This window comes from Streptomyces polygonati (assembly GCF_042650325.1).
GTDB lineage: Bacteria > Actinomycetota > Actinomycetes > Streptomycetales > Streptomycetaceae > Actinacidiphila > Actinacidiphila polygonati.
In genome coordinates, this window is record NZ_JBHSBB010000034.1 from 26,595 (window position 1) to 39,626 (window position 13,032).

Genomic DNA, 13,032 nt, shown 5'->3' on the forward strand with positions numbered 1-13,032 from the left:
GCGTCTTCCCCCGCTTCCCCCGCTTCCCCTGCCGCGACCCGCCGTCCGTGCGTGGACGGCGGTCCGATGACCGCCGGCAAGCGCCCGGCGACCGGCGCCATGATCGGACTGGCCCTCGGTGACGCGCTCGGTTTTCCCACCGAGTTCAGCACGGTGGCCATGATCGAGGCGAAGTCCGGGCCCTGGCGGGGCATGGAGCTGCCCCGGCCCGCCTTCGTCACGGACGACACGCAGATGACGCTGGCCGTCGGGCGCGCCCTGCGCACCGCGGCGGAACGCAGCCCGCTGACACCGCTCAGGCTGCTCCGGCCGCTGCGCGAGGAGTACGTCGAGTGGTGGCGGTCGCCGGAGAACAACCGGGCGCCCGGGCGCACATGTCTGACCGCCTGCGCGTTGCTCAGCCGGCCGGAACGGGTCTGGCAGCAGGCGAGCCAGCCCGAATCCAAGGGCTGCGGGGCCAATATGCGGGTCGCCCCCGCCGGGCTCGTCCCGGCACTCGACGAGCCGACCCGGGCCGGGGTGGCGCAGCTCCAGGCAGCCCTGACCCATGGGCATCCGACCGGACTCGCCGCCTCGGACCTGACGGCGTACGCGGTGCGGGTGCTCGCGCAGGGCGCGCGGCCCGAGGAGATGCTCCCGCTGCTCCGGGAGTACGTGGCCGCGAACCGGTCCACCTACCACGAGCACTGGCTCGGCGACCTGTGGACGTACTCCCAGGACCCGACAGCGACCCACTACATCGAGCGCGGCTGGGACGAGTGCGCGCGGGTGCTGGACCGGGTGGAGCAGGCGCTGGCCGAGCGCGACGAGGAGGCCGACCCCTGCCTGGTCACCGGCGCCGGATGGGTCGCCGAGGAGGCCTTCGCCACCGGCCTGCTGTGCTTCCTGCTCTTCCCCGGGGAGCCGGTCACCGCGCTGCGCCGGGCCGCCCACAGCTCCGGGGACTCGGACTCCATCGCCTGTCTGACCGGGGCCTTCGCCGGGGCGTATCTCGGCGCGGACGCCTGGCCGGCCCGCTGGGCGGACGGCATCGAGTACGGCGACGAGCTACGCGCGCTGGGCGGGCTCTGGGACGGCGGGGGGCTCGGCGGCTGACACCGAGGCGTGGCGGACCCGGCGCAGGAAGTCCTCCACCCGGGCGCGGTCCGGCTGCTCCGGCAGCGGGCTGCCGGCGAGGGCCGCGTCCGCCTCCTCGTGCAGGGCGCGCATCCAGGCCCGGACCTCCTCCCAGCCCAACTCGCCCCGCTTCACGGCCAGCAGCCGCGTCCGGTGCTCACCGACGTCGACGGTGAGCCGGCCGCTGCGCAGCAGGTCCCGGCGGCTGATCAGCAGCCGCAGCAGCTGCATCGCGTGCCGCCAGCCCGGCTCGCCGCCGGTGCGCAGCTCGGCCTCGGCCCGGGCCAGTCGGCGGGCCGCGGCGGCGCGGAAGCTGGCGTCCACCCGCCGCGACAAGAACGCGTCGCGCAGGTCGAGCAGCTCGCGGCCGGTCGCGTCCACGTGTTCGACCAGCGGCGAGTGCAGGCACTCCAGCAGATTCGGATGGGCCCGCAGCGCCAGCGAGCAGAACCGCTCCAGCTCCCAGGAGAACTGCTCGTCCAGGGGTCCGGCGACCTGCGTCGGCGGCTTCTCGAACCGCCAGAACAGCGGCGTGGGCGCCACGAACACCCCGCGCCGGTCGGTGTCCCCGCCGTGCGTCGCGAGCCCGAAGGCGCGTGCCCCCATGACACAGGCGTAGACCGTGTGATCCCTGACGAGGGCGTGGCCCAGCGAGCCCGGCGAGTCGCGCATGAGGGCGATTATGGCCACACCGTTCGACCCGCGCCGGGGATTCGGTGCTTCCCCTGGTGGCCGAGAGGAGACCGGAGGCCACCGGAAGGCGAGTGACCAAGGGTGCGGACGGGGCTGATGGGCCGCCGTCTCGCCCTGCGGGCGACGGCTCCGCCGGGTCGGCGCGCCCACTTACCCTTGTCCGCAGAAGACACCGGTGAAAGCTTCCGTTCCGGTGCGACCCGCTCAGTGAGGACCGCCAAGGTGAGGACCGCGCTCGTCATCGGAACCGGGCTGATGGGCACCTCCGCCGCCCTCGCGCTCAGCGCCCGCGGCATCGGGGTGCACCTCGCCGACCGCGACGACTCCGCGGTCCGTACCGCGGCGTCGCTCGGCGCCGGCACCGCCGGCGTCCCGGGAGAACCGGTCGACCTGGTGATCGTGGCGGTGCCGCCGGCCCATGTCGCCGCGGCCCTCGCCGACGCGGTCGCCCGCGGGCTGGGCCGCGGCTACCTGGACGTGGCCAGCGTCAAGGGCGGCCCGCGCCGGGACCTGGAAGCCCTCGGCTGCGACCTCAGCCGCTACATCGGCACCCATCCGATGGCCGGCCGGGAGCGCTCGGGCCCGCTGGCCGCCACCGCCGACCTCTTCGAGGGCCGGCCCTGGGTGCTCACCCCGACCCCGGCCACCGACACCGAGGTGCTCAACCTGGCGCTGGAACTCGTCGCCCTGTGCCGGGCCGTCCCGGTGGTGATGGACGCCGACGCGCACGACCGCGCGGTCGCCCTGGTCTCGCACACCCCGCAGCTCGTCTCCAGCATGGTCGCGGCCCGGCTGGAGCACGCCGAGGAGGCCGCGGTCCGGCTCTGCGGGCAGGGCATCCTCGACGTCACCCGGATCGCCGGGTCGGAGCCCGGCATGTGGATGGACATCCTGGCCGCCAACCCGGGCCCGGTCGCCGACGTGCTGGCCGACCTCGCCGCCGACCTCGCCGAGACGGTCACCGCGCTGCGCGCCCTGCAGAGCGCCGACGACGACAAGCGGCGCGGCGGGGCGGACGGCATCGAGGACCTGCTGCGCCGGGGCAACATCGGCCGGGCCAAGGTGCCGGGCAAGCACGGCACCGCCCCCAAGGCCTACGAAGTCCTCGCCGTCCTCATCGGCGACCAGCCCGGTGAGCTGGCCCGGCTGTTCGCGGACGCGGGCGCGGCCGGGGTCAACATCGAGGACGTCCGGATCGAGCACTCGACCGGCCAGCAGGCCGGCCTGGTCCAGCTGACGGTCGAGCCGCGCACCGCTCCCCAGCTCACGGCGGCGCTGCGGGAGCGCGGCTGGGCGCTGCGGAAGTAGTGCCGGCCCCACCCGGGCCCGGCAACGGCACGGGTGCCGGCCGGGCGGGGAAGCCCTGGCCCCGCATCGGCGGTGTGACCTGCCGCGGCGCCGGCCGCGCGGCCCGGACCGGCCGTCGCGTGGCCCCGGCGAAAACCCGTGGCACCGGGCCCTCCGCACGGCCGGTAACCTTGAGGGATGGCATCCGGCCCGCGCCGGGCAGCCGCGCCCCCCGATCGATGTGCACGAGGAAGGTCCAGCCCTGTGGAAAATCCGGTAAGTCCGGTGAACCCGGTGATCGTCGCCATCGACGGCCCCTCCGGCACGGGCAAGTCCAGCACCTCCAGGGCGGTCGCCGCCGAACTCGGGCTGAGCTATCTGGACACCGGCGCCCAGTACCGGGCGATCACCTGGTGGATGCTCAGCAACGGGGTGGACGTGAACGACCCCGGCGCCGTCGCCGACGCCGTCGACAAGCCGGTGATCGTCTCCGGCACCGACCCCGGCAAGCCCGCCATCAGCGTGGACGGCCTGGACGCCAGCGGCCCGATCCGCTCCCAGGAGGTCACCGCCGCGGTGAGCGCCGTCAGCGCGGTGCCGGAGGTACGCGCCCGCATGGTGGCCTACCAGCGCAGCACCACCGCCGCCGCGCCCGGCGGCATCGTGGTGGAGGGCCGGGACATCGGCATCACCGTGCTGCCCACCGCCACCGTCAAGATCTTCCTCACCGCGTCCGCCGAGGCCCGCGCCGCCCGCCGCAGCGGGGAGCTCAACGGCGCGCTGAGCGTCGCGGAGACCCAGGACGCGCTGATCCGCCGGGACGCCGCCGACTCCGGCCGCAAGACCTCGCCGCTGGCCAAGGCCGACGACGCCATCGAGGTCGACACCACCACGCTCACCCTGGAGCAGGTCGTCGAGCGGGTCGTGGCGCTGGTCGAGGAGAAGCGGGCGTCCCGGTGACATCGCAGCTCGCCCCGCCGCCGGGTCCGCGCGGCGCCGCAGTGGCACGCGGCATCGGCATCGGCCTGATGAACGGCCTGTGGCGCCCCCGGGTGCTCGGTGCCTGGCGGATCCCCGCCAAGGGCCCGGTCATCCTGGCCGGCAACCACAGCCACAACGTCGACGGACCGATGCTGATCGGCACCACCCCGCGCCCGATCCACTTCCTGGTGAAGAAGCAGGCGTTCGTCGGACCGCTCGACCCCTTCCTGCGGGCCATCGGCCAGATCGAGATCGACCGGGAGAGCGTCGACCGTACCGCCATCGCCAACGCGCTCGGCGTGCTGGCCCGCGGGGGTGTGCTCGGGATATTCCCCGAGGGCACCCGCGGTGACGGCGACTTCGCCCAGCTGCGGGCCGGCCTGGCGTACTTCGCGGTGCGCTCCGGCGCACCCGTCGTCCCGGTCGTGGTGCTGGGCAGCGCCCGCAAGGGCCGGATGGTGGGCGCGCTGCCACCGCTGCGGTCACGTATCGACGTCGTCTTCGGCGAGCCCTTCGACGCCGGGGACGGCAGCGGGCGCCGCACCCGCAGCGCGCTGGACACCGCCACCACCCGTATCCAGGAACGGCTGACCGCACACCTGGCCGAGGCCAGGCGGGCCACCGGCCGCTGAGCCGACGGACCACACGGACCCCCACGGACCACACGAACCCACAACGGACCTGTACCGGCCGCCGCGGAAGCGCGGAACCGGACCGGTTGCCGCCACACCGATTACGGCAGCCACCCCTGTCGACCGACGGAGAGACCTCATGGACCAGCAAGACCAGCACGGCGACATCGGCGCGCTCGGCGGCGCCGAATACGCCGAGTTCATGGAGCTCGCCGCCGAAGAGGGCCTCGACCTGGACGAGGTGGCCGACGACCTCGCCGACATGAGCCACGGCCCGCTGCCGGTCCTGGCCGTCGTCGGCCGGCCGAACGTCGGCAAGTCGACGTTGGTGAACCGCATCATCGGCCGCCGCGAGGCCGTCGTGGAGGACCGCCCGGGCGTCACCCGCGACCGGGTGTCGTACGAGGCGAACTGGAACGGCCGCCGCTTCAAGATCGTGGACACCGGCGGCTGGGAGCAGGACGTCCTCGGCATCGACGCCTCGGTCGCCGCGCAGGCCGAATTCGCCATCGAGGCCGCCGACGCGGTGGTCTTCGTGGTGGACGCCACGGTCGGCGCCACCGACACCGACGAAGCCGTGGTCAAGCTGCTGCGCCGGGCCGGCAAGCCGGTGGTGCTGGCCGCCAACAAGGTGGACGGCCCCTCGGGCGAGGCGGACGCCGCCGCGCTGTGGAATCTCGGCCTCGGCGAGCCGCACGCGATCTCCTCGCTGCACGGGCGCGGTACCGGCGACATGCTGGACGCCATCCTGGAGGCGCTGCCCGAGGCCCCCGCGATGACCTTCGGTGACGTGGTCGGCGGCCCGCGCCGTATCGCACTGATCGGCCGCCCCAATGTCGGCAAGTCGTCGCTGCTGAACAGGGTGGCGGGCACCGACCGTGTGGTGGTCGACGAGGTGGCCGGCACCACCCGGGACCCGGTCGACGAGCTGATCGAACTCGGCGGCGTCACCTGGAAGTTCATCGACACCGCGGGCATCCGCCGCCGGGTGCACCTGGCCGAGGGCGCCGACTACTACGCCTCGCTGCGGACGGCGGCGGCGCTGGAGAAGGCGGAGGTCGCGGTCATCCTGGTGGACGGCAGCGAGATGCTGGCCGAGCAGGACACCCGGATCATCAGCATGGCCGTCGAGGCGGGCCGGGCCGTGGTCATCGCCTACAACAAGTGGGACCTGCTGGACGAGGAGCGCCGCTACTACCTGGAGCGGGAGATCGAGCGCGATCTGGTCCAGGTGCAGTGGGCGCCGCGGGTGAATGTCTCGGCGCGCACCGGGCGGCACATGGAGAAGCTGGTGCCGGCCATCGAGACCGCGCTGGCCGGCTGGGAGACCCGGGTGCCCACCGGGCGGCTGAACGCCTTCCTCGGCGAGATCGTCGCCGGGCATCCGCACCCGATCCGCGGCGGCAAGCAGCCCCGCATCCTGTTCGGCACGCAGGCCGGCGCCAGGCCGCCGCGCTTCGTGCTCTTCGCCTCCGGCTTCCTGGAGGCGGGCTACCGGCGCTTCGTGGAACGCCGGCTGCGCGAGGAGTTCGGCTTCGCGGGCACGCCGATCCAGGTGTCGGTGCGGGTCCGGGAGAAGCGCGGCCGCAAGAAGTAGCCCGTGCGCGGGCGGCGGCACGGGCGGGTCCTGCGGCAGGGCGGCGGCTCGGGCGACCGCCGGGCTGTGTCAGCCCGGCCGGCCGTCGCCGCGGCCCGGTGGCAGCGCCGCCGGGCCGTTGTTGCCGCGGTGCCGGCCGCCGGGCGCGAACGGCTGATACTGGGGGCGCCAGGCGGCCACCCCGTCGAAATCCAGCTGCTCCTCACCGGAGCGATCACCCGGCAGGGTGCGGAAGAGCCTGCGGTACTCGGAGTACAGCGCGTCGTAGATCGGTGTGCCGCTGCCTCCCGCGGAGTCCTGGGCGGTGCGCATGGACGGGATGTAGCGCTGATAGGGGGCTCGGGCGGAGGCGTCAAAAGTGTGCACGTATCAGCCAACGAGACCGGATGCCGCGGGATGCGGGCCGCACGGCTGAATCACCGATCTTTGACGGCGTCAATGGGCCAACGGGGTCAATGACGTCAACGGTGCCGCTGGCGCCGACGATGTGACCGCATGGCGAGGGGCGCGCACGGCATTCCCGTACGCGCCCCCGAGTGCTTCAATCCGCCGGCCGGGCTCGCGGCCGGCCGCCGCGCCGGATCAGGTGCCCGACAGCGGCATCGTGGCCGCCACCAGCTGACCGCGCGCACAAGCGCGGGCCAGCGCGTCCCGCATCAGGTCCTCGCGGGGCTGCCGGCCGATCGAGCCGGCCGGCCCCGCGTACACATACACCTCATTGCTCCGGCTGACCGCCGCCCGCCAGCCGTCGCTGACCTGGAGCGGCTGGTGCGCCTGCCACCACGCGGTGGCCGGACCGCCGCCCGGGCCCGGCTGGAGCACCGCGTGCAGCTTGCCCATCGCCAGCAGCACCGACCAGCCGGACAGCGCCGACGGCCGTGTGTCCAGATCCAGCTGCGGTACGAAGCCCTGCTCGATCAGCAGCGGCAGGAAGTCGTCGCCCCCGCCCTCGGCGCCGACCCGGGCCACCGGTCCGGTGGGCTCGACCACCAGCGCCGGACGCAGTTGGTCCTCCACGATGATCAGCCCGCAGGTGATGCCCAGCACCGCTTGGCGCGGGGCGGCCTCGACCGGGGCGGGCGCGGCGGCCTCGGCCTGCTCGCCGCCGCTCACCGACATGCTGCGCGCGGCTCCCTGCAGCTGCGACTCCGCCACCGGGACCACCTGCGAGGGGATGCACGCCGCGTGGGCGAAGGCCAGCACCGCCGTCTCGTCGCCCACGAAGAGCACGGTGCTGGTCGGCTCCTGGCCGGTGTCGCCGGGGGTGCGGCAGGAGGTGCAGTCGTAAGTGCCCGGCGCGTTCTCACCGTTGAGGAGTCGCTCGGTCTCCTCCTCGCCGATCTCGGCTCGTACCTCGTCACTCACGTCGAGCATGGGCGCCACGGGAGTCTCCTTGAAGTGCGGTGCTGCGGTCACTGAGTGACAACGGATGGTCTGTGGCAGGAGTCACGGTTTGTGGCGTATCTCATTTCGTCGCCCGTCGCGGTCGGTGAGAATCCCCGGCATTCCCTCACGGAATGTCGAACGAACGTATGAACGAGGTGAGTTGGTGCTGTGAGGAGACTCACGGTTGGTGTCTGGAGTGTCCGTACATACGACGATACACGCCCGCCGGGAATCACCGTTCCGTTGATCGTTACCAGCGGTAAAGGCCAACTGGCCTGCGAGGAAAAGGAATTGTTTGCCCCTTGGCGGCAGCACTGCCTAGATTCGCCCGCCGTGTGCAGAGTGCACCGCCCGGGTTCGGACGGGCGTCGCTTCATGAGGGAAGCGGCGCCCGTTCTTGACGCGCCAACGGGGAAACCCCGGGTCCGTGGAGAGGGATTCCATGGTCTTCAGCTGCAAGTACCGGCATACCGCATTGCTCACCGGCGTCGCCGCCCTCGCACCGCTGGCCGTCCTGGCGGCCGCGGGCGAGTCATCGGCGGCGGACAGCGCCGTGTGGGACCGTATCGCCCGGTGCGAGAGCGGCGGCAACTGGCACATCAACACCGGCAACGGCTATTACGGCGGGCTGCAGTTCTCCGCCGCCACCTGGCGGTCCTACGGAGGCGGTGCGTACGCGTCGACCGCCGACCGGGCCAGCCGGGCGGAGCAGATCGCCATAGCGACGAAGCTTCAGCACGCGAGCGGTTGGGGCGCCTGGCCGGTGTGCGCCCGCGAGGCCGGGGCCTACGGCTCGGCGCCCGCCGCGGACAAGCCGACGGCGACGCACACATCGGCACCGAGCAAGCCCGCGAAGCACTCCAAGCACCGCAAACCCGCCAAGCCGTCCGAGCCGGCCAAGCCCGCGAAGCCGGTCAAGCCGGCCAAGCACGCCCACGCGGCCAGGAACAGAGCGACCGTCAGGCACGTCGAGCGGCACCGCACCGTCGCGTCGCGCCGTCCGTCGGTGAGCGCGCGGGCCGACCGGGGGACGCCGCGCCCGGTGCTGGGCGGCGCGGTACGGGGGACTTCCGTGCTCTGGGCAGCCGCGATTCCGGCCTGGTGGCCCATGTGGTGACGGCCAGTCGGATTATCTGCCCCGCTCGGGTGTGGTCCACCCGGGTGGGGCGCGCCCCGCGCCGGGCCGCGTCGCCAGCGGACCGGGGTGGGGGCCTGCTTAGCGTGGCCCGATGATCGAACTATCGAACTATCGCCAAAGCGACACGGACGGTCATCCCGCCGCGGGTGATCGTACGACCGCCGATCGCCCGACCGCCGCCACGACCGGCGCCCCCACGACCAGTGCCGCCCGTACGGGCGCCGCCACGACCGGCGCCCGTACGGAGGACGCCCCCACGACCGGCGCCGGCCCCGCGCCGGCCCGTACAAGAGCTGTCCGCACCGCCGGTGCCCGCGCCGCCGCCGCGCTCGCCGCCCTCGGCACGGTCGCCCTGCTGCCGCTCACCGCCGCACAGCCGGCGCGAGCGGCCGGGCCGCAGCGCATCGCCCCGGCCCCCGCACGCGCCGTCGAGGCGGCGCCGATCGCCCGGACGGCCCAGGACGCGCTTCTGCGCACCGGCCCGCGGGCGGCGGTGCGCCGGGTCGTCAGCCGGGGGCGCTCGGTCTGGGACGACATCGCGAGGTGCGAGAGCGGTGGCGACTGGCACATCAACACCGGCAACGGCTACTACGGCGGGCTGCAGTTCATCCAGGGCACCTGGGAGGCCTTCGGCGGCCTGAGGTACGCCCGGCGCGCCGACCTCGCCACCCCCGAGCAGCAGATCGCGGTCGCCGAGACCCTGGTGCGCGCCCAGGGCTGGGGCGCCTGGCCGGCCTGCTCCCGCGGGATCACCCCGGCCGACCACACCCCCCGACACGTCCACACGGTGCGCAGCGGCGAGACCCTCTCCGGCATCGCGCAGGACCTCGGCGTCGACGGCGGCTGGCCGCGGCTCTACCGGATGAACAAGGCCGCGATCGGCCCCGACCCGAACCGGCTGCGGACCGGCGTCGTCCTCACCCTCTCCTGACGGCGGCGGCCGCTCCACCGCGGAGCCGGGGCGGACCCGGCCCGCTCGGGCGGCATTGCTAGGGTCGGTGGTCCATACCACCGGCCCGCGGCAGGGGACGCGAGGACGGGAAACGGCGGAGTCGGGGGCTCGGGACACGCATGCGTATCGCCTTTCTGATGAACAACGCCTACGGCATCGGCGGCACCATCCGCACCACCTGCAATCTCGCCGGCCAACTCGCCGCCGAGCACGAGGTGGAGATCGTCTCGGTCTTCCGCGACCGCGACGAACCGTCCTTCGCGTACGACCCGCGGATCAGGCTCCGCCCGCTGGCGGACCTGCGCGCGGACAGCCCGTCGAGTGTCCGCGACGATCCGGGTCGGCGGCGGCCCGCCGCGGTCTTCCCCGCCTCCGACCGCCGGCACGCCGAATACAGCGCGCTGACCGACGAACTGATCGGCCGCTGCCTGGCCGAGCTCGACGCCGACGTGGTGGTCGGCACCCGGCCGGGCCTCAATGTGCACCTCGCCCGGCAGGCCCCGCGCCGTCTGGTCCGCGTCGCCCAGGAGCACTTGACGCTCGACACCCACTCCACCCGGCTCGTGCTGGCGCTGCGCCGCCACTACCCCGCCCTGGACGCGGTGACCACCACCACCGAGGCCGACGCGGCCGTCTACCGCCGCCGGATGCCGGGCGTGCGGGTCACCGCGGTCCCCAACAGTGTGCCGTCGGCCGCCGTCCCGCCGTCGGACTGCACCGCCCCGGTCGTGGTCGCCGCCGGACGGCTCGCCGAGGCCAAGCGCTACGACGACCTGATCCGCGCCTTCGCCCGGGTCGGCGACACGCGCCCCGACTGGCGTCTCAAGCTCTACGGCAGCGGCGAGCAGCAGGACCGGCTGGCGGCGCTGATCACCGAACTGGGTGTCGGCCAGCGGGTCACGCTGATGGGCCCGGTCGCCCCGCTCGAACCCGAACTCGCCAAGGCCTCGCTGCTCGCGGTCACCTCCAGCATGGAGTCCTTCGGCATGACCATCGTCGAGGCGATGCGGGTCGGCCTGCCGGTGGTCGCCACCGACTGCCCGCTCGGCCCGCGCGAGATAGTGCGCGACGGTGTGACGGGTCTGCTGGTGCCGCCGCGCGACATCGCGGGCATCGCCGGGGCGCTGCTCGCCCTGATCGAGGACGACGGCCGCCGCAAGGAGATGGGCCGCGCCGCGCTGCTGTCCGCCGAGCGCTACGACCCGGCGGTCATCGCCGACCAGCACGTGCGACTCTTCCGCGCGCTGCTGGCCGCCCGGTCCGCGCCCGGCCACCGGGCCAGGGCGGGCGTACGGGCCGGCGCCGGCCGCGGGCTCGGCGCACTGCTGTCCGTGGCGGACACCGCGGGGGCGGCGGTGCGCAGGGCACGGCGAGGGGCGCACCGGGTCGGGCAGGAGTCCGGCAAGGGGTCCGGCCAGGGCTCGGACCCCGGCTCGCACTCGGCCGGCGGCTCGGATCCCAGCCCGGAATCGGGCGCCCGCTGACGGACCGGCCGCATGGGCGGCACACAGGAAACACCCGGGCCCGGGAGATTTCGCGCGGAATTTGTGCGGAATCTGTGTGCGGGACGAATTGAATACGAGCCGGTATTCGGACGCCGGGCCCGCCGTTCCCGCATACGGTGGTCCTATGGAGCAGCAAGCGAACTTCTCCGGTGGTAATCCGCACGACGACCCGGACGCCTACCTGGGCCTCGGCCAGGAGGAGGCCGAGGGCCGGGCCAGGGAGCACGGCTGGACGACGGTACGCCTGCTGCCGCCCGGCGCGGTGGTGACGTTGGAGTACCAGGCCGGCCGGCTGAACTTCCTGGTGGACCAGGAGCAGGACCGGGTCACCGAGTGCTGGCTCGGCTGAGCGGCGGCGCGGGCGTCCGTCCCTGGGCGGAACGCCGAGCTTGAGCCCGCTCTTCTTGGACGTCTGCCCGCCCGTACGCCTACCCGCTTACGTGCCGACCCGCTTGGACGTCTGCCGGGGCCGGACGCCTGCCCGGCCCCGACCCGTGCCCGGACGGTCCGCGCGGGCGGGAGCAGGACCACCGGGTCCGGCTCCCGCCCGGCGCGCGCTCAGGTCTGGGTGCCCCTGCCGCGCCCCTGCTGGTGCACCAGCGGAGTCGCGGGCCGGCCCGGCCGCTCGACGGGCGGGCGGCGGCTGCCGGCCGGGGTCAGCGGGGTGCGCTCGTTGCGCACGGCGGAGGGGCGGCCAGGCGTGTGGTGGCCGCTCGGCGCGGCGCCCGCCGGGGAGCCGACGGGCTGGGCCGCGGCCGAGGACTGCGGGCCGGCGGCCGGGGCTTGTGCCACGGGGGCCTGTGCGGCCGAAGCCTGCCCGACCGAGGCGCCCAGGCTGCCGGCGCCGACCGGCTCGCGGCTCGACTCGTCCTCCTCCGAGGGGCGCGGACCGACCACCACCGAGGGGCCCGCCACCGGGACGGGCGACATGAGGCCCGAGCGGCGCCACCGCTCCCAGCCGGCCAGGATCAGATCCTCGGTGCGCGCCATCGCCGGCTCGAACCACGGCAGGGCGAGCAGGATCAGCAGCCCCGCGGCCCACCCGAGCAGCACATCGCTGACCCAGTGCGTCCCGAGGTAGACCGTGGTCGCGCCCACCCCGAGGGCGAGCAGGGCGCTGCTCACCGAGCCCAGCCGCCGGGCCCGCTGCGTGGTGGCCAGGTAGGCCAGCACGCCCCAGGTGACCACGGCGTTCGCGGTGTGACCGGAAGGAAATATATCGCCGCCGGCGAACATCTCCGAGGAGCCGACGGTCGTGGCGTAATGCGGGCCGAGCCGCCCGAGGCCGTATTTCACGGCGCCCACGGTGACGTTCAGCAAAAGGAGTGAGGTGCCGAGCACCAGCAGCGGATGGAGGGTGTGGCGGCGCCACGACCGCCAGCCCAGCCAGGCGAGCACTATCACCGCGGTGGGGCCACGCTGACCGAGAACGACGAAATAGTCCAGAAACGCGTGGATCTGCGGCCATTGTTTGTAAGGGCGCCACAGCATGACCTGCCAGTCGAGCGTCACCAGTTTCGAGGTGGTCACGACACCCACGACGATCGCCACGTAGGACGCCAGCGTCAAGCCGAACAACCAGACGCGTGTTCGGCTCATCCGCGGTAGGTCCCGTCTGGTCGGGTGCTCCACCGTGCGGTGGAGCCTCTCATCGGTACGCACTGAATCGACGTTACAGCGTGTGACGGCATAGATCGGCTGAACAGGCCGCTTTGTAATGACGATGTGATGTGGAGTGCGTCTCA

The 13,032-nt window shown here is 73.7% G+C and carries 13 protein-coding genes; 9 read left to right on the plus strand and 4 right to left on the minus strand.

Annotated features, from left to right (window positions below; translation table 11 throughout):
* Positions 1 to 66 precede the first annotated feature (66 nt).
* Entirely contained in the window at positions 67 to 1,095 is a 1,029-nt protein-coding gene (locus tag ACFO3J_RS31860; RefSeq protein ID WP_386436985.1) for an ADP-ribosylglycohydrolase family protein, read from the plus strand.
* Here the strand turns inward: ACFO3J_RS31860 and ACFO3J_RS31865 are convergent.
* Entirely contained in the window at positions 1,048 to 1,788 is a 741-nt protein-coding gene (locus ACFO3J_RS31865; RefSeq protein WP_386436988.1) for a nucleotidyltransferase domain-containing protein, read from the minus strand. The genes ACFO3J_RS31860 and ACFO3J_RS31865 overlap by 48 nt on opposite strands.
* 243 nt (positions 1,789 to 2,031) lie before the next feature.
* On the opposite strand from ACFO3J_RS31865, the gene ACFO3J_RS31870 reads away from it, so the two are divergent.
* The 4 genes from ACFO3J_RS31870 to der all read left to right on the plus strand — a co-directional run bounded on the left by ACFO3J_RS31870 (position 2,032) and on the right by der (position 6,306).
* Entirely contained in the window at positions 2,032 to 3,117 is a 1,086-nt protein-coding gene (locus tag ACFO3J_RS31870) for a prephenate dehydrogenase (protein WP_386436991.1), read from the plus strand.
* A gap of 264 nt (positions 3,118 to 3,381) precedes the next feature.
* The gene (gene cmk / locus ACFO3J_RS31875; RefSeq protein WP_386437157.1) at positions 3,382 to 4,056 is read left to right on the plus strand and encodes a (d)CMP kinase; all 675 of its coding nucleotides are present in this window, start codon (positions 3,382 to 3,384) and stop codon (positions 4,054 to 4,056) included.
* Positions 4,057 to 4,124: 68 nt separating this feature from the next.
* Positions 4,125 to 4,709, plus strand: a complete 585-nt coding sequence (locus ACFO3J_RS31880) for a lysophospholipid acyltransferase family protein (RefSeq protein ID WP_386437160.1) — start codon at positions 4,125 to 4,127, stop codon at positions 4,707 to 4,709.
* 139 nt (positions 4,710 to 4,848) lie between these two features.
* A complete protein-coding gene (gene der / locus ACFO3J_RS31885) occupies positions 4,849 to 6,306 on the plus strand; it encodes a ribosome biogenesis GTPase Der (protein ID WP_386436994.1) in 1,458 nt (485 codons plus the stop codon).
* A gap of 69 nt (positions 6,307 to 6,375) precedes the next feature.
* On the opposite strand, the gene ACFO3J_RS31890 is transcribed toward der, so the two are convergent.
* Both ACFO3J_RS31890 and ACFO3J_RS31895 read right to left on the minus strand, forming a co-directional pair.
* On the minus strand, positions 6,376 to 6,618 hold the full coding sequence (locus ACFO3J_RS31890; RefSeq protein ID WP_386436997.1) for a hypothetical protein: 243 nt from the start codon (positions 6,616 to 6,618) through the stop codon (positions 6,376 to 6,378).
* A 270-nt stretch (positions 6,619 to 6,888) separates the two neighbouring features.
* Positions 6,889 to 7,680, minus strand: a complete 792-nt coding sequence (locus ACFO3J_RS31895) for a hypothetical protein (protein WP_386437163.1) — start codon at positions 7,678 to 7,680, stop codon at positions 6,889 to 6,891.
* 454 nt (positions 7,681 to 8,134) lie between these two features.
* Between ACFO3J_RS31895 and ACFO3J_RS31900 the strand changes: the two genes are divergently transcribed.
* The 4 genes from ACFO3J_RS31900 to ACFO3J_RS31915 all read left to right on the plus strand — a co-directional run bounded on the left by ACFO3J_RS31900 (position 8,135) and on the right by ACFO3J_RS31915 (position 11,636).
* Positions 8,135 to 8,809 (plus strand): transglycosylase family protein, encoded by a 675-nt coding sequence (locus ACFO3J_RS31900; protein WP_386437165.1) that lies wholly within the window; start codon positions 8,135 to 8,137, stop codon positions 8,807 to 8,809.
* Between the two features lie 112 nt (positions 8,810 to 8,921).
* Complete coding sequence (locus tag ACFO3J_RS31905) at positions 8,922 to 9,761, plus strand: LysM peptidoglycan-binding domain-containing protein (RefSeq protein WP_386437000.1); 840 nt, start codon at positions 8,922 to 8,924, stop codon at positions 9,759 to 9,761.
* 140 nt (positions 9,762 to 9,901) lie between these two features.
* Positions 9,902 to 11,266 carry a glycosyltransferase family 4 protein gene (locus ACFO3J_RS31910; RefSeq protein ID WP_386437002.1) on the plus strand — a complete coding sequence of 455 codons (1,365 nt, stop codon included), beginning with the start codon at positions 9,902 to 9,904 and terminating at the stop codon, positions 11,264 to 11,266.
* Positions 11,267 to 11,411: 145 nt separating this feature from the next.
* A complete protein-coding gene (locus tag ACFO3J_RS31915) occupies positions 11,412 to 11,636 on the plus strand; it encodes an I78 family peptidase inhibitor (RefSeq protein ID WP_386437005.1) in 225 nt (74 codons plus the stop codon).
* Positions 11,637 to 11,845: 209 nt separating this feature from the next.
* Here ACFO3J_RS31915 and ACFO3J_RS31920 read toward each other — a convergent pair whose 3' ends face one another.
* On the minus strand, positions 11,846 to 12,949 hold the full coding sequence (locus ACFO3J_RS31920; protein ID WP_386437008.1) for a phosphatase PAP2 family protein: 1,104 nt from the start codon (positions 12,947 to 12,949) through the stop codon (positions 11,846 to 11,848).
* Positions 12,950 to 13,032: the final 83 nt, after the last annotated feature.

Coding starts and splice junctions, on each gene's coding strand:
- ACFO3J_RS31860 (WP_386436985.1), top strand. CDS start 67: ATGACCGCCGGCAAGCGCCCGGCGACCGGCGCCATGATCGGACTGGCC.
- der (WP_386436994.1), top strand. CDS start 4,849: ATGGACCAGCAAGACCAGCACGGCGACATCGGCGCGCTCGGCGGCGCC.
- ACFO3J_RS31880 (WP_386437160.1), top strand. CDS start 4,125: ATGAACGGCCTGTGGCGCCCCCGGGTGCTCGGTGCCTGGCGGATCCCC.
- ACFO3J_RS31890 (WP_386436997.1), bottom strand. CDS start 6,618: ATGCGCACCGCCCAGGACTCCGCGGGAGGCAGCGGCACACCGATCTAC.
- ACFO3J_RS31900 (WP_386437165.1), top strand. CDS start 8,135: ATGGTCTTCAGCTGCAAGTACCGGCATACCGCATTGCTCACCGGCGTC.
- ACFO3J_RS31910 (WP_386437002.1), top strand. CDS start 9,902: ATGCGTATCGCCTTTCTGATGAACAACGCCTACGGCATCGGCGGCACC.
- ACFO3J_RS31865 (WP_386436988.1), bottom strand. CDS start 1,788: ATGCGCGACTCGCCGGGCTCGCTGGGCCACGCCCTCGTCAGGGATCAC.
- ACFO3J_RS31905 (WP_386437000.1), top strand. CDS start 8,922: ATGATCGAACTATCGAACTATCGCCAAAGCGACACGGACGGTCATCCC.
- ACFO3J_RS31915 (WP_386437005.1), top strand. CDS start 11,412: ATGGAGCAGCAAGCGAACTTCTCCGGTGGTAATCCGCACGACGACCCG.
- ACFO3J_RS31895 (WP_386437163.1), bottom strand. CDS start 7,680: ATGCTCGACGTGAGTGACGAGGTACGAGCCGAGATCGGCGAGGAGGAG.